We start from the raw sequence: 15,452 nt of genomic DNA, 5'->3' as shown, positions 1-15,452 counted from the left end.
GGCTCCGTGCCGGGCGACGCACGGGGAGAGGCCCAACCGCGCCGCCTCCGGGCCGCACTTGGCCAGGAACGATCTTGACGTCCGGCCGGCGATCGATTTCTTCGGGGGCGTCGGTTCCGTTTACCTCCGGGCAGGAGATCCTGTCCCGCAGAGTCCCCCCGGAGAGGAACCCCACCATGACGTCAGTCGCCGAGCTGCGCCCCCTCACGTCCGTTCCGCGGGTGCCGGGAGCCGTCCCGCTCCTCGGTCACGCCCTCGCCCTGTGGCGCAACCCGCTGCCGTTCCTCTCCTCCTTGCGGCAGTACGGCGACCTGGTGCGCGTGAACCTCGGCACGATGCCGATGTACGTGGTGACCACGCCGGACCTGGTCCACGAAGTGACGGTCCGCCAGGCGGGTTCGTTCGAGAAGGGCCGCTTCTTCGACCGGCTGAAGCCGCTCGCCGGCAACGGACTCGCGAACTCGGACGGCGAGTTGCACCGGCGCCACAGGAGACTGATCCAGCCGATGTTCTCCCGCGAACGCATCGTGGGCTATTCCGAGATCATGAGCAGCAACGCCCAGGCCCTCGCCGACTCCTGGGCACCCGGCGACGTCATCGACCTGGAACCCGCCATGGCCGGATACGCCGTGGAGACCCTGGCCCGCACCCTGTTCTCCACCGACATCGGCCGGCCCGCCGTCGACGCCGTACGGCAGCACCTGCCGGTGCTGCTCACCAACCTGCTGGTGCGCGCGGCCTCCCCGAAGGCCCTGGACCGGCTGCCGATACACGCCAACCGCGCCTTCGACCGCGCCGCTGCCAGTCTGCGCGCTGTCATCGACGAGGTGATCACCACGTCCCGCTCGGCCGGCCCGGCGGACCACGACGACCTGTTGTCCCTGCTGCTGGCCGCGCAGGACCCCGAGAGCGGCGCCGGCCTGTCGGACGAGGCGGTGCGCGACGAGCTGTCCACCATCCTCTTCGCCGGCGCCGAGACCACGGCCGCCACCCTCGCCTGGACCTTCCACGAACTGGCGGCCCGTCCCGACGTGGAGGCGGCCGTCCTCGCGGAGATCGGCGAGGTCGTGGGCGACGGCCCGGTGGCCGCGCACCACGTGCCCCGGCTGCAGGGCATACGGCGGGTCATCGACGAGGTGATCCGGCTCCACGGCGTCACCCTTCTGATGCGGCGGACCACCGAGACCGTGCACCTGGGCGGGGTCACCATGCCGCCCGGCACCGAGGTCGCGTTCAGCCTGTACGCACTGCACCGCGATCCTGGGGTGTACGAGCACGCCGACCGGTTCGACCCGGACCGGTGGCTGCCCGAGCGGCAGGCGGCCGGGCCGGGCCGCCGCGCCTACGTCCCCTTCGGCGCCGGGAACCGGAAGTGCATCGGCGACCAGTTCGTGTGGACGGAGGCCACCATCGCCATCGCGACGATCCTCCGGCAGTGGCAGCTGGTCCCGGTCGCCGGGCACACGCCGCAGGAGGTCGCGTCAGCCGTCGCGCACGCCGACTCCATTCCGATGACGGTGACCGCCCGGGGGTGACCCCGACGGGCGGGTGCCGCCCGTGGCTCAGCGGGCGCCGATCAGCCCGCCGAGCCGCGGGCCGGAGCCTGCCGGGGACGGTCCGTCCGGCACCAGGTCCCACCACCAGGCGACCGCCTCGATGTCCAGGACCGCCAGGCTGTCGCCGGTGACGGTCTCCGAGAAAGACGTGGGGAGTCCGGCCGGGTCGTCGGGCGTGGTGTACCGGACGGAGCTGATGCCCCAGTCCTGCGATCCGCGGATGAAGCTGCGCAGGCCGGCCACGTACTGGCGGATCCGCGGGCTGCCCTCCTGGGCGAGCCGGTCGGTCAGGCGGACGAACGCGCCCAGCACCAGGTCGCGCTGGGCGACGGCCCGGACCATGGCCTCCCCGTGGCTGAACCCGTCGGTCTCCAGCACACGCAGCACGTTGAGGTAGTAGCCCCCCGCCGAACGCTCCTTGTGGTCGGAGAGGATGTCGTTGTCCCACGTGATCACGAACGACGCCATCTCCTCCGCCGCCCGTACGGCGGGGTGGTCCCGCTCATGGGATTCGAGCTCGTAGTCGTGGCCCATCTCCAGCATCGGGAAGATGACCGTGGTCGCCCCGTCGTACAGTCGCATCAGCGTGTAGTCCGTCAGGCTGGGCACGGTGCCGGCCCGCCGGTGGGACGCCTCCCAGACCACCGAGAAGGCGTACTCGCGCAGGCACGCGACCCAGCGTACGGCCTGGCTGTCCGTGCCGTACGCGTCGACGCGGAGCCGGAGGTCGCGCAGACCGCTCGCCAGCGGGTCGCCGTCCAGCATCGGGAGTTCGGGGTTCTGAGCGACGCGCAGCAGGCGGTGCAACGTTCCTGCAAGATCACCCGGGCGCTGTCCGAGGTTGCTCTCCTCGCAGTACCCGTCGTCTACCCCGAACAGCCACAGCACGAAGTCCGCCAGCATCCGGACGACTTCCTCGCGGCCGTGGGGCAGGATCCGCGCCGCGAAGACGCCGATCTCGTGCCGGACGAGCCGTCGGCGCAGTTCGGCGGACCCGATCTCGTGCGCCTCCGCCCAGGCTGCCGTCTGTCTGTCGACCTCGGCGTGGCTCGGATGGATCGCCGTCGGTATGGGGGAGAAGAGTGGGGGGATGACTGTCACGAGTGGGGTCTCCTCTGTCGCGGGCTGCCAGATCCGCGCTCCGTTCGCGCGACCGTGCGCACCCGTACGCACACATCGAGTCGTGATCATGCGGTACAGAAGAGCGCCCGGCCAGTGGGGCAATCTGACCAGATCCGCACAGCCGCCTCATACGGACGAACAACTTCCCCTGAATTTCAGGTAGTTGACATGTGCGGGTGTGCCCGCACACCCCGTCCCGCCCTTCGCGGCGCGGAGGCCGCTCGGGGCGGGGCGGGCGGTCCTGAGATCGCGTCAGGAGACCTGCGGGGCCACGGCGAGGGAGTGCAGGTACCGCATCAGCGTCAGCAGGACGTCGCGGCTGGACTCCCGGTGCCGGGCGTCGCAGACGACCATCGGCACGGACGCGGGCAGGTCGAGGGCGGCGCGCAGCTCGTCCAGCGGGTACTGCGGTGCGTCCGGGAAGGAGTTGACGGCGACGACGAACGGCACGCCGCGTTCCTCCAGGCGGCCGATCACGTCGAAGCTGACCTCCAGGCGGCGGGTGTCCACCATCACCACGGCCCCCAGGGCGCCCTCGAAGAGGCCGCGCCACAGGAACCAGAAGCGCTGCTGGCCGGGGGTGCCGAAGAGGTACAGCACCAGCTCCTCGTTGATGCTGATGCGGCCGAAGTCCATGGCCACGGTGGTGGAGGTCTTGCGTTCCACCCCGGCGGTGTCATCGACACCGACCCCGGCCTGGGTCATCGTCTCCTCGGTGGTGAGCGGACGGATCTCGCTCACCGAACCGACCAGGGTGGTCTTGCCGACCCCGAAGCCACCGACGATGACCACCTTGACGGCCGCGGCGGCCGTGGCCGGCAGTTCGTCCTCGCACCGCGGACCCGCGGGCAGCTCAGAGTTTACGAAGTCCATCGATCACTGCCTCAATCAGTGCCAGGTCGGGAAGTTGGGCCCGGGCTACGGGCGCACGGGCGAGCACCTGCTGCGCGACGAGCAGGTCGTCGAGCAGTACGGTCGCCGCGCTCACGGGCAGGCCGAGGTACGCGGAGACCTCGGCCACCGAAAGCGGCGCCTGGCACAGCCGCATGATCGCCGCGTGTTCCGGCTGCATGCCCGGCTTGGGCCCCGACTTGGCCACGATCAGGGTGACCAGGTCGAGGGTGGTGGTGGGTTGTAAGGGCTCGCTGCGACCGCCGGTGATGACGTAGAGCCGCTCGGGGCCGCCCTCGTCCCAGTTCCGGCCCGCGTCACTCACGCGGGCTGCCTGTCGTCGCGCGGCGGGCTGCTCAGATGTGATCCGATTCGGGCCACCAGGTCGCGCATCCGCTGGCCCATCAGTCCGGCGTCGACGCCCTCGTTGGCGAGGACGGCGAGGTAGGCCCCGGCGCCGGCCGCCATCAGGTAGAAGAAGCCTCCGTCCATCTCGATCACCACGAGCCGCATCCGGCCGCTGCTGTGCGGGAGTTCGGAGGCCACCGCACCGGCGAGGCTCTGCAGACCGGCACAGGCGGCGGCGAGCCGGTCGGCGGTGTCGGTCTCGGCGCCGTACTGGGCCATGCGCAGGCCGTCGGCGGAGAGCACGATGACGTGGCGGGTCTGCGGGACGCTCTCGGCCAGGTCCTTGAGCATCCAGTCCATGTTGGTCGGGCTGGTCTGGTGCTTCTGCTGCTGACTCACGGCTGTTCTCCCTTGCTCGCCGTGGACGGCGAGGTTTCGGTGTGGTGGCTCGCACCCGCCTGGCTGTCCCCTGACAGGCCGCTCTGGAAGGCGGCCAGCCACATGCCGGGCTGGACCTGGGGTGCGGGTTCGGCTGCTGCCTGCTCCGGAAGGGCGGCAGCGGCCTGGTAGGGCTCCTCCGGCAGCGCCACACGGTTCTTGCGGCGGCGCTGCGGAAGCCCGTTGGGGGTCCGTTCGGTCACGAAGGGGACCTCGTCGTCCGCCTCCGCCGGAGCGGGGCTGCGGGTGGGCCCGGTGGCCGGCCGGGGTGCCGTCCCGGCCGCGGGCTCGGCCGGCGGGATGGCCGCGCGGGGCCCGGAGGAGGTGCCGATGCCGTGGGCGACACCGGTCGCGGACGCGGCCGTGGTGATCAGCCCCTGCGGGATGACGAGGACGGCGCGGACACCGCCGTACGCCGAAGAGCGCAGCGAGACCTTGAAGTCGTACGCCTGGGCGAGGCGTCCGACGACCGCGAGGCCGAGGCGCGGGGTCTCACCGAGGTCGTTGAGGTCGATGCCCTGCTGCGCCTCGCGGAGCATGCGCTCGGCGCGGGCCCGGGCCTCCTCGCTCATGCTCAGGCCGCCGTCCTCGATCTCGACGGCTATGCCCGAGTTCACGTCCACCGCGGTCACGTGGACCTTGGTCTGCGGCGGGGAGTAGCGGGTGGCGTTGTCGAGGAGCTCGGCGAGCGCGTGGATGAGCGGCTCGACGGCGGGTCCGACCACGGCGACCTGGGAGACCGAGTGCAGCTCGACGCGCTGGTAGTCGATGATCCGCGACATCGCACCGCGCAGCACGCTGTACAGCGGCACGGCCCGGTTCCACTGGCGGCCGGGGCGGGCGCCGCCGAGCACGGCGATGGAGTCGGCGAGCCGTCCGATCAGCGCGGTTCCGTGGTCGAGGCGCAGCAGGTCGCCGAAGACGCTCGGGGACCGGCCGTGCCGGTCCTCCATCTCCCGGAGTTCCTGGGCCTGCTGGTGAACAATGGCCTGAACACGACGGGCGATGTTGACGAATGCGCGCTGCGCCGAGTCGCGCAGGTCCTCTTCGGCGACCACGGCGTCGAGGACGGAGCGCAGCACCGCGAGGTGCGCCGCCCGGAACTCCGGCGTGAGGCCCGGCCCGTAGACGTCGCCGGCCTGCAGGGAGGCCAGCACGTCCTCGGGGAACTCGCCCTTGCGCAGACGCGCCACGACGTCGGGCAGCAGCACCTGGGCGAGCCGCGCGGTCTCCGCCTCCTGCCGCGCCAGCGCCTCGGCCTGGCCCTCCGCCCTGGCCCTCAACTCCGCGTTGAGCCGGTCAACCCGGGCGGCGGCGGCACAGATCAGCGCCACGGAGACGAAGGCCGCAGCGCCCACCCAGCCGACCGGGGTCCGGGCCGGGGCGGACACCGCCAGCGCGGTGACCGCGGCCGCCACTGCCGTCACCACCGCGGGCAGCGCCCACAGGGCAGTTGAGGTGGACCCAGGGCTTCCGGGCGACGATCCCACTCGAACCATCAGAACCCTCAAACGATCGAAAGCGAATGATCATTGGACAACGGCCCGGAAGCTTAGCGGTTCCCTGCAGGGGACTTGACAGCCGGTCACGAAATCGAGACGCCTACGGATGCTCTGCTCACGCCAGTTGGCCGAAACTGATCGATCAGCCGATAGTCCGCGAGACGGGCAGACCGGTACTCACCGGGCTCGGGAGCGGGCGGGGGGCGTCGGGGCGGGATAGGTGCGGGACTGCTTCACACTGCCGAAGGCGAAGCTCGACTCGATCGACGAGATGCCCGGAATGGCATGGATGCGGGTCCGCACCAGGGCCTCGTACGCCTCCAGGCTCTCGATCACCACGCGCAGCAGGTAGTCACTGCTGCCCGCCATCAGATAGCAGTCCTGGATGTGCTCGATCACGGCCACGTGCGCCTCGAAGGCGGCGACGGCCTCGGCCGTGTGCCTCTCCAGCCGGATCCGCACGAACACGGTGATCGGCAGCCCGTAGGCGACCTGGTCGATCATCGCGGTGTAGCCGCGGATCAGACCCGACTCCTCCAGTCGGCGGACCCGGCGCAGACACGGCGACGGGGAGAGGCGGACCCGGTCGGCGAGGTCCTGGTTGCTCAGCCGGCCGTCCGTCTGCAGCTCGCGGATGATCTGGAGGTCTACGGCGTCCATGGGCACTCCCGGGCCGGTACGGGCCGTTTCCCGGCCACTCTTTGGCAGATCCTGCCCCAAACGTATGTTCCAGCGGCAGAACTGGCAATCGGCTGCCCCGGCCCAGGGCCTAGCGTTGCGTACAGGCGCGGGACCGCGCCCGTACGGCTTCCGGAGGTGTCCGGAAACGTATGACCTCAAGAGAGATCGGGGAGGGACGCGGTGCCCACGAAGACGAGCAGGCGGCGGAGTGCCGCGGCGACAGCGGAGACGGTTGAACCCGCTGTGACGGCTGCGACGGCTGCGACGGGAGCATCCGCGGCGCCGCCGGCGGGCCGCCGCGGGCCGTCCCCGCAGACGGCCGGCCTGCTGGCCCTGGTGCTGACCGTGATGATCTGGGCCGCGTTCGCACTGAGCGCCCGGGCCCTGTCCTCCTCCACCCTCCAGCCCGCCGACGCGGCCCTGATCCGCTTCGGACTGCCCCCGCTGCTGCTCGCCCCGGCCCTCTGGCGGCGCCGCCGCCAGATCGCCGCCGTGCGCCCCGGCCCGGCCCTGAAGATCGCCTGCGGCGCCGGGGTGCCCTTCTTCCTGGCCGCCATGTACGGCGGCTCCCTGACCTCCGCGGCCTTCGTCGGCTCGATCGTGCCCGGCGTGGTCCCGCTGTTCGTCTCCGCCCTGATGGCGGCCCGCGGGCACGGGCTGCCCCGCGGCACCCGGGCCGCCGGCCTGACGCTGATCGCCGCCGGCGTGCTCGCCCTGGTCTGGCGCTACGTCGTCCCCGTCGACAGCGACGTCCTGGCCGGCTCCGGGATGCTGCTGCTGGCCGGCGGCCTGTGGGCGCTGTACACGGTCGGACTCCAGGAGGTGTCCCTCGACCCGGTCGGGTCGATCGGCCTGCTGTGCGTCCCCTCCTTCCTGGTGATCGCGCTCCTGGTGGCCACCGGGGCGCTGCCCACCTCGCTCGGCGGTGCGACGGCCTCCGACATCCTCCTCTTCACCCTGGTCCAGGGCCTGGGCGTCGGCCTGTGCGCCGGGCTGCTCTACGCCTTCGCGATCCGCCGGCTCGGGGCGCAGCGCAGCGCCGTGATCGGCACCCTCAGCCCGGTGCTCGTCGTCCTGCTGGCCATCCCGCTGCTGGACGAGGCCCCCACCCTCGCCGTCGCCCTCGGCGTCCCCGTCATCACCGCGGGCGTCCTGCTCGCCAACCGTTCCGCCACCCGCCCTGCGAAAAGCCCCGTCACGCGAACCGAGGTCCCCACCGATGCTTGAGCTGCTCCCCGCACCGCCCGTAGACCCGCTGTGGGAGCTGACCGCGGCGTACGGTGCCGACGACCGCCCCGAGCGGCTGAACCTGGTCCTCGGGGTGTACCGCGACGAGGCGGGCACCACGCCCGTGATGCGTGCGGTCCGCGAGGCCGAGATCGTGCTGGCGGACCGGTCCGCGTCCAAGGAGTACCGGGGCCTGTCCGGCAACACCGCCTTCAACCGCGCGATGCTGCGTACCGTGCTCGGTGCCGGCGGCACCCCGGCGGACCGGGCGACCGCGATACAGACCGTCGCCGGCACCGGCGCCCTGCGGCTGCTCGCCGACCTGGTGCGGCACACCCGCCCCGGCACCACCGTCTGGATCAGCGACCCCGCCTACGTCAACCACCGCCCGATCATGGAGGCGGCCGGCCTGCGGGTGCGTACGTACCGCTGGGTGGGGGCCGACGGGCACCACGACGCGGCGGGCATGCTGGAGGACCTGGGACAGGCGGGCCGCGACGAGGTCGTGCTGCTCCAGGGCTGCTGCCACAACCCGACCGGGGTCGACCCGTCCGGGCGGACCTGGGCGGACCTCGCCGACCTGGCCGGCCGGAACGGCTGGGTCCCGCTGGTCGACCTGGCGTACCACGGGCTCGGCGACGGCCTGGAGGCCGACCTCGCGCCCACCCGGATGCTGGCCGAGCGGCTCCCGGAGCTGCTGATCGCGGTGAGCTGCTCCAAGAACTTCGGCCTCTACGCCGACCGCACCGGCTGCGCCATCGTGCTGAGCCCGTCCGCGCGGGCGCTCCGCCACGTGGACACGGCCCTGCAGAACGCCGCCCGCACCCTGTACTCGATGCCGCCGGAGCACGGCGCGGCCATCGTCGCGACCATCCTGGAGGACGATGTCCTGCGCGCGTCCTGGCAGGCGGAACTCGACACCATGCGGGACCGGATCCGCGCCAACCGGGCGGACCTGACCACCCGGCTGGCCGACCTCGGCAGGCCGGCCCTGGCGGCGGTCCTCGCGGGCCAGCAGGGCATGTTCTCCACGCTGCCGCTGGGCGAGGAGCAGATGCTGCGGCTGCGCGGGGAGTTCGCGATCTACGGCACCACCACCGGCCGCATCAACATCGCGGGGATCCAGGCGGAGCGGATCCCCTGCCTGGCCCGGGGCATCGCGGCCGTCAGCGGCGGCTGACCGGCCCGCGGCCCGCGTCGCAGAGCCGCCCTCAGCGGCGCTCGTAGGTGCCCATCAGGGTGCCCTCGGCCAGCTTCCGGCCCTCCAGCGCCCGGTGGACGTCCTCCGTCTTCGCCCGGCCGGGCAGCGGGAGCGGCTCGGACACCGCGTACAGCCGGAAGAAGTAGCGGTGCGGCCCGTGCCCCGTCGGGGGCATGGGGCCGCCCCAGCCGATGTCCCCGAAGCCGTTGGGGCGCGGCTCGCCGCCGGGTGCCGTGCCGCCCTCCGCGAGGCCGGCGGTGTCGGGGGCGATCCCGGTGACCAGCCAGTGGAGGAAGGTACCGCTGGGCGCGTCGGGGTCCTCGCACAGCAGGACCAGTTCCGCTGTCCCGTCCGGCGGCGCGGACCAGGTCAGCGGGGGCGAGACCTCGTCGCCCTCCCGGCTGTGGCGGCGCGGGATCGCCTGCCCGTCGGCGAACGCGGTGCTGCTGAGTTCGATCGTCGTCACGGTCGGCGCCCTACCCGGCCGGCGGGCACGGCCCACCCGGTGGCCGGGCAGAACACCCGATCGCGCCTGTGGACCGACCCGGCCGGGCTACCGGAGTACCGGACCCCGGCCTACTTCTTACGCGTCCAGAGGGTGACCTCGGTGTGGTAGGTCGGCACGGTGTACCGGGTGTCGGTCGACTGTTCGACACTCACGATCTTCACCATGGCGAGGTTGCCCTCGGAGGTGACGGTGCACAGCAGGTCGTCCTTGGCGATCTGGGGGCCCGCCCCGGTGACGTCGGCCTCGCCGAGCTTGTTCGGGATCGGGTTGGTGGCTGCACCCGTCTCGCACTCCTCCGGGGTGGAGCCCTTGCTCTTGCCGAACGGGGTGTCGGACTTCACGCCGTCGTAGGCCATCTGCATTTCCCGGTCGCCGCTCTTGATGCCCTGCATGTACGGCGCGACCTTCGGGAAGTCGAGGTCGACGTCGTTGTAATCACCGAACGAGCGGGGCGCCAGCAGCTTCAGCGACTTGTTCTTGAAGACGACCGTGTAGGCGGGGGCGGCCGGGGACGCGGACGCCGACGAGCCCGACGGCTTCGCCCCGCCGCTCGCCGTCGGGGTCCCGGACGGGGTGTTCTTGGCCGGCTCCGCGGCCTTGCCGCCGGTGCCGGTGGCCTCGGTGCGCTTGCCGCCCTCGTCGTCGCCGCGGGTGACGTACCAGGTCCCGCCCGCCGCCAGGGCGAGCACCAGGACTCCGGCGCCCACGATCAGCGGCACCTTGCTGCGGCCGCCACCGCCCGCCGGGGCCGCGGGAGCGGGCGCGGCGGACACCGTGGGCGCCGCGTACGGCATGGCCCCCGGGTACGGGCCGCTGCCCGGCCCCTGCGTGGGCGCGTACGCCGGGTGGGCCGTGCCGGTCGGGGCCTGGGTGGCGGCGTACGGCGACGGGGCCGGGGCGGGCGCGGCCTGCGTCGGTACGTACGCGGGCGCGGGCTGGGCCTGCGGGGCCTGGGTGGGCGCGTACGCGGGCGGAGCCTGGGGCTGCGGCGCCTGGGTGGGCGCGTAGGCCGGCGGGGCCTGGGGCTGCGGCGTCTGGGCGGGCGCGTAGGCCGGCGGAGCCGGGGCCGCGGACGCCCGGTCCGGGGAGTGTGCGGGCGGGGGCGGAGTCTGGGCGAGCTGCTCGCGCCGGGCGATGGCCTGCGCGAGCGGGGCGGGCAACCAGTCATTGAAGTCGCGCAGTTGGCGGCCCGCGGACCGCTGGCACCACTCGGCCAGTTCGGCCGGTCCGGGGCGCGCCGCGGGGTCTGCCGCCAGGCAGCGCTCCAGCAGCGGCCGGAGCTCGTCCGGGTAGCCGCTCAAGTCGGGCGCCTGCTGGGGGGTGTTGGCGATGGAGGCGGCGATCGAGATCCCGCCCCCGTCACCGTACGGGTGGCGGCCGGTGGCGGTGACGGCGGCGATCAGGCCGAGCGCGAAGATGTCCGTGGCGGCGGTGACCTGCCGGCCCAGGGCGTGCTCGGGCGACATGTACTGCGGGGTGCCGATGAAGCCGCCGCTGCGCGTGAGCTGGGTGGTGTCGGTGGCCCGGGCGATGCCGAAGTCGATGACGAAGGGGCCGTTCTGGCCGAGCAGGATGTTGCTGGGCTTGAGGTCCCGGTGGATCACCGAGGCGGCGTGCACGGAGTGCAGCGCCTGCGCGGTGCAGCCGATCAGCTGGAACACGGCCGGGAGCGGCAGCGGTCCGTGCGCGGCGAGGGCGGTGTCCAGGGCCAGGCCCGGCACGAACGCGGTGGCCAGCCAGGGCTGTTCGCCGCTGGTGTCGTGGTCGAGGACCGGCACGATGTGGTAGCCCTGCACGCGGCGGGCCGCCTGTACCTCGTGCTCGAAGCGGGCGCGGAAGTCGGACTCCTGCGCGAACTCGCGGCGGATGACCTTCAGCGCGACCGGCTGGTTGCCCCGGGTCCGGGAAAGGTAGACGGATCCCATGCCGCCCTCGCCGATCCGGGCGAGCAGCCGGTAACCGGCTATCTCCTGTGGATCGTTCGGCCCGAGTGGGCTCAGTACGGCGTCTTCGGCGTTGGGCATCCGTTCCCCCTTGGTGATCTCGAAGTTGAGATCGTATAGGGCCGTCCCGGCCCGCTCCGGAACGGCCCCCTCGCCCCTCGCCACCTTCCTCGGGCCGGGTTCAGGACAGGGCGGGCACGTGCTGCGTGACGCAGTGGATCCCGCCGCCAAGGCCAGGACGCGCGTCGGTGTGCCGACGACCCCACGGCCCGGGAACAGCCCGGCGAAGCCCAGGGAACCGCCGGGCACGTCCGTGCGGCTGGGTCGTCCACCGCGTTCGACCGGTCGGCGGGCCGAGAGGCAGGTCGCGCCTCGGCCCGCCTCCATGACACCGGTACGCCTCGGCTACGCCTCGGGCGGAATGCCCGCAGTGAGCTCCTGATATGCGTCCATGACGTCACCGGCGAGGAGGGTAGTCACCTCCGACTGTGACGGCATTCCGGAACTTCCATGGAGATCGTAGATCCGCAGGTCTCGCGCAGCAGCCGCCTTTCGCATGAACTCGCGCGCAAAGCGGCCGTTTCCGAGACGGTCGATCACCCCACCGGAAACGGCAAGGTCGCACGAAACCCTCAACGTGATTGCGGCATCCTCCGCGAGGACGTCTCCTTGACGGTCAAGGAGCGATTCCGCGATCAGAACGAGCTCATCGGCAGAATACGACGGGAAATCCACTCGCGTATTGAACCGGGAGGCGAGGCCGGGGTTCGCGGACAGGAGCTCGGCGATCTCGTCCGGATACCCCGCCAGCACCACGACGAGCCTGTGCCGATCGTCCTCTGCCCGCTTGAGGAGTACCTGGAGGGCCTCATCACCGAAGGCGTCACCCCCCACGTAGCCGCTGTTGGACAGCGCGTACGCCTCGTCGATGAAGAGGACGCCGTCCAACGCCTCGTCAATGATCTTGGTCGTCTTGACGGCCGTCTCCCCGAGGTGCTGTCCCACGAGGTCGACGCGCTGGGCCTCAACGACGTGGCCTCGTGCCAGCAGGCCGAGCCCGGCGAAGACCTTCCCGACAATGCGGGCAACGGTGGTCTTGCCCGTGCCAGGCGGCCCGGCGAACACCAGGTGGTGGGGCGTCGGCGCCGCAGCCAGTCCTTGCCCCCTGCGGACTGCAGCCATCCGGAGCTGCGCCGACAGACTGCGGACCTGGCGTTTCACAGGGGCGAGACCCACCATCCCGTCCAGCTCGGCCAGCGCCTCGCCCAACAGCGCCGACCGCTCCTCTTCGCCGGGTGTGACGTCGGAGGAGTCGCCCATCCGCTGCCCGGAAGACGCAGTTCCCCGAGCAGGGACTTGAGAAGTGGCCGGAGCCGTCGCCTTCGCCCGCTCGGCCACATCGGCGAGGGTGGGACTGTACCGGAACGCTGTCTGGAACTGCTTCAGGGCGTCCTCGGCACGGCCGAGCTCTTCATATGCGCGTCCTCGCAGATAAGCGGTTTCCCCCAGAAAATGAGCCTGGTCCCCAAGCGCCTGCGGCAGCGAATCCAGCACATTGAGCGCCTCGTGGAAGACTCCTTGAGCGATGAGGGCGGTCGCAACATAGAGCTGCGACTCGTCCCGCATGAAGGGGTCCCGAATACCTTCGGCGAAAGACAGAACGAGTGGCCAGTGCCTGTCGAGGAAAGCGTATCGAGTACAGACGAAACGGGTTTCATCGCAGTCGAGCACAGCCTGGCAGAGCATGTTGCTCCACGCTCGGTCGACTTGCCCCTGGTCCAGCAGCTGTGCCGCCCTCGCGAGCCATAAGTCACGGCTGTTCGCCAGCCGGAAGGATACGTAACTCCCGATCTGGAACCGCGAGGACAGCGTCCTGTGGAGCTTGGCACGCATGGCACCGAACGAGTGCGCTTGGGCGTGCATCGCTTCGATGGCCTGGTCCTGGAGTTGCCCCACGGCATGGAGCCCAAGCCACGCGTCAGCAGCGTGGGGGTCATACCCGACAGCTGCATGGAAGGCGTCGGCTGCGGCTGCTCGATTGCCTGCCGCCAGTTGCGAAACCCCGTGGAGCCATGCCTGTTCGCACTTCCTGATCGAACGCCGTGAAACGGATGGACCCGGCACCCAGACCTCCCCTGCTGTCGATTGACCACATGATGCGCCCACACGAAGCGCTCTTCTCCTCACGCCCTGCAAGTGATACCTCAGAGCTGCCGTCCGGATACCGCTGAAAGGCGTTGGCGGTCATGTCGCCGGAGGACACGTGGAATGCGTTGACGTAGGCCCACTCCCAGGACCGCGACCGGAGGCCGGGCCGGCACCGCGGGCCGCGCGGCGCCGGCCGCGTCTCAGGGGCGCTCGGAGGCCGGGACGGCGGCGGTCTCCGGAGCCTCGGGGGCGGCCGTGGTGACGGCCGTGTCGGCGCCTCTCCCCACGACCGGCACGACGACCGGCCCGGCGGCGGCCCGGTCGCCCTCGCGGAGCTTCTCGTGCGGGCGGCGGGCGATCAGGTAGACCAGACCCGTGCCCAGCACCACGCCCGTGCCCAGCAGGGCGGCCCACACCTGGTACCAGGGGGCGCCGGGCGGCGCGAGGATCGTGCGCGGCCAGCAGACGTTGACCACCTCGAAGGCGGTCCAGGCCACGGCGAGGACGTTGAGGACGGTGCCCTTGCGGCCCTGCCTGATGTGCCCGGACGGCACCCAGGTCCCGCGCAGCCGGGCCACCAGCGCGGCGAGCGAGACGAGGAAGAAGGGAAGGTAGGTGGCCGCGGTGCCGAAGGAGATCAGGCTGCCGATGGCGGTGGCGTTCAGGCCCAGGGCCAGGGCGCTGCCGCTGATGAGGGTGGAGGCGACCAGCCCGCCGATGGGGGCCTGGCGCCGGTTGACCTTGCGGACCTGCCGGGAGAAGGGGAAGACCCCGTCGCGGGCCAGCGAGAACAGCCCGCGGGCGGCACCGCCCTGGGAGGCCATCGCGCAGGCGAGGAAGCCGACCAGCACCACGACCACGAAGGGCTTGTCGGACCAGCCGCCGAAGGCGTGCACCACCGCCGTGGTCACCGGGTCGATGTCCTGGCCGGCCACCACGTCCTCGGGCTTCGGGTGGGCGAGGGCCACGGCCATCGCGTTGAGGATGACGACCAGTCCGACGCTGAGCAGGGCCCACCACATGGCGCGCGGCACCTGACGGCCGGCGTCCTTGGTCTCCTCCGCGGTGGAGACGCAGGCGTCGAAGCCGATGAAGGCCCATCCGGCGACGGCGACCGCGGCGAGGAAGCCGAGGACGGTGGAACCTCCGGACAGGGCCTCGGCGCCGAGGGTCTCGGTGAACAGCGGGAAGCCGTGCTCCCGGAAGAACAGCAGCAGGACCAGGCCCACCAGCACGGACGCGACGGCCTCGGCCGCTATCCCGAGCGAGACGAACCAGCGCAGCAGGGTGATGCCGTACGCGTTCACCAGCATGCAGGCGAGCAGGATGCCGACGGCGACGGCGACCAGGCCGCCCGGTGTGGGAGTGGCCCCCACCAGGGCGTACACCCAGGGTGCCGCGAGGTAGGCGACCGTGGTGTTGCCGAACATGACGGCGAACTGCCACACCCAGCCGCTCAGCCAGCCGAACGCCGGGCCCAGCAGCCGCCGGCCCCACTGGTACGGGCCGCCGGCCAGCGGCCACTGCGAGGTCAGCTCGGCGTAGACGTTGACCACCAGGCACTGTCCGGCGAGCACCAGCGGCAGGGCCCACACCCAGAGCGGGCCCGCGACCGTGGTCCCCACCATGGAGACGGCGTAGAGGGCAACCACCGGTGAGACCACCGCGAAGCCCATCGAGATGTTGCCGAGGATGCCCAGGCTGCGGCGGAGTTCCTGGCGGTAGCCGAGGTCGCGGAGCCGGGCGGCGTCCGCGTCCGCGTCGGCCGGGGCCGGGGCCGGGGCCGGGGCCGGGGCCGGCTGCAGCACCGGATCGGGCGGGCCGGCCGGGGGCCGGCCGTTCGGCGTGTTGTTCATGATCACCTCACCGGGCGCTCCGGGCCGTCTC

Annotated in this window: 13 protein-coding genes; 3 read left to right on the top strand and 10 right to left on the bottom strand. The window is 71.9% G+C overall.

What is annotated here, in order from left to right; translation table 11 throughout:
- The first annotated feature begins 176 nt into the window (after positions 1 to 176).
- Positions 177 to 1,535: a cytochrome P450 gene (locus tag ACGFQ9_RS05550; protein WP_393571452.1), complete on the top strand. Its 1,359-nt coding sequence runs from the start codon at positions 177 to 179 to the stop codon at positions 1,533 to 1,535.
- 27 nt (positions 1,536 to 1,562) lie between these two features.
- On the opposite strand, the gene ACGFQ9_RS05545 is transcribed toward ACGFQ9_RS05550, so the two are convergent.
- From ACGFQ9_RS05545 to ACGFQ9_RS05520, 6 genes are all read right to left on the bottom strand, one after another.
- Positions 1,563 to 2,657 (bottom strand): selina-4(15),7(11)-diene synthase, encoded by a 1,095-nt coding sequence (locus ACGFQ9_RS05545; protein WP_393571450.1) that lies wholly within the window; start codon positions 2,655 to 2,657, stop codon positions 1,563 to 1,565.
- A gap of 273 nt (positions 2,658 to 2,930) precedes the next feature.
- Positions 2,931 to 3,551: an ATP/GTP-binding protein gene (locus tag ACGFQ9_RS05540; RefSeq protein ID WP_393571448.1), complete on the bottom strand. Its 621-nt coding sequence runs from the start codon at positions 3,549 to 3,551 to the stop codon at positions 2,931 to 2,933.
- Positions 3,532 to 3,894, bottom strand: coding sequence for a DUF742 domain-containing protein (locus ACGFQ9_RS05535; protein ID WP_393571446.1), 363 nt, complete (start codon positions 3,892 to 3,894; stop codon positions 3,532 to 3,534). The genes ACGFQ9_RS05540 and ACGFQ9_RS05535 overlap by 20 nt, the downstream gene beginning before the upstream one ends.
- Positions 3,891 to 4,277: a roadblock/LC7 domain-containing protein gene (locus tag ACGFQ9_RS05530; protein ID WP_393571873.1), complete on the bottom strand. Its 387-nt coding sequence runs from the start codon at positions 4,275 to 4,277 to the stop codon at positions 3,891 to 3,893. Before ACGFQ9_RS05530 ends, ACGFQ9_RS05535 begins: the two co-directional genes overlap by 4 nt.
- 35 nt (positions 4,278 to 4,312) lie before the next feature.
- The gene (locus tag ACGFQ9_RS05525) at positions 4,313 to 5,854 is read right to left on the bottom strand and encodes a sensor histidine kinase (RefSeq protein ID WP_393571444.1); all 1,542 of its coding nucleotides are present in this window, start codon (positions 5,852 to 5,854) and stop codon (positions 4,313 to 4,315) included.
- 180 nt (positions 5,855 to 6,034) lie between these two features.
- Entirely contained in the window at positions 6,035 to 6,517 is a 483-nt protein-coding gene (locus ACGFQ9_RS05520; RefSeq protein ID WP_393571442.1) for an Lrp/AsnC family transcriptional regulator, read from the bottom strand.
- Positions 6,518 to 6,781: 264 nt separating this feature from the next.
- On the opposite strand from ACGFQ9_RS05520, the gene ACGFQ9_RS05515 reads away from it, so the two are divergent.
- On the top strand, positions 6,782 to 7,765 hold the full coding sequence (locus ACGFQ9_RS05515) for a DMT family transporter (protein ID WP_393571440.1): 984 nt from the start codon (positions 6,782 to 6,784) through the stop codon (positions 7,763 to 7,765).
- On the top strand, positions 7,758 to 8,945 hold the full coding sequence (locus ACGFQ9_RS05510) for an aromatic amino acid transaminase (protein WP_393571439.1): 1,188 nt from the start codon (positions 7,758 to 7,760) through the stop codon (positions 8,943 to 8,945). Before ACGFQ9_RS05515 ends, ACGFQ9_RS05510 begins: the two co-directional genes overlap by 8 nt.
- A 31-nt stretch (positions 8,946 to 8,976) precedes the next feature.
- On the opposite strand, the gene ACGFQ9_RS05505 is transcribed toward ACGFQ9_RS05510, so the two are convergent.
- The 4 genes from ACGFQ9_RS05505 to ACGFQ9_RS05490 form a co-directional block, all read right to left on the bottom strand.
- Positions 8,977 to 9,432: a YbhB/YbcL family Raf kinase inhibitor-like protein gene (locus ACGFQ9_RS05505; RefSeq protein ID WP_393571438.1), complete on the bottom strand. Its 456-nt coding sequence runs from the start codon at positions 9,430 to 9,432 to the stop codon at positions 8,977 to 8,979.
- Between the two features lie 110 nt (positions 9,433 to 9,542).
- On the bottom strand, positions 9,543 to 11,498 hold the full coding sequence (locus ACGFQ9_RS05500; RefSeq protein WP_393571436.1) for a serine/threonine-protein kinase: 1,956 nt from the start codon (positions 11,496 to 11,498) through the stop codon (positions 9,543 to 9,545).
- A 324-nt stretch (positions 11,499 to 11,822) separates the two neighbouring features.
- Positions 11,823 to 13,469 carry an AAA family ATPase gene (locus ACGFQ9_RS05495; RefSeq protein ID WP_393571871.1) on the bottom strand — a complete coding sequence of 549 codons (1,647 nt, stop codon included), beginning with the start codon at positions 13,467 to 13,469 and terminating at the stop codon, positions 11,823 to 11,825.
- A gap of 296 nt (positions 13,470 to 13,765) precedes the next feature.
- On the bottom strand, positions 13,766 to 15,421 hold the full coding sequence (locus ACGFQ9_RS05490; RefSeq protein ID WP_393571434.1) for an APC family permease: 1,656 nt from the start codon (positions 15,419 to 15,421) through the stop codon (positions 13,766 to 13,768).
- Positions 15,422 to 15,452: the final 31 nt, after the last annotated feature.

Source organism: Streptomyces sp. NPDC048603, from assembly GCF_043199475.1.
Lineage (GTDB): Bacteria > Actinomycetota > Actinomycetes > Streptomycetales > Streptomycetaceae > Streptomyces.
This window is presented reverse-complemented; position numbering and strand designations above follow the sequence as displayed.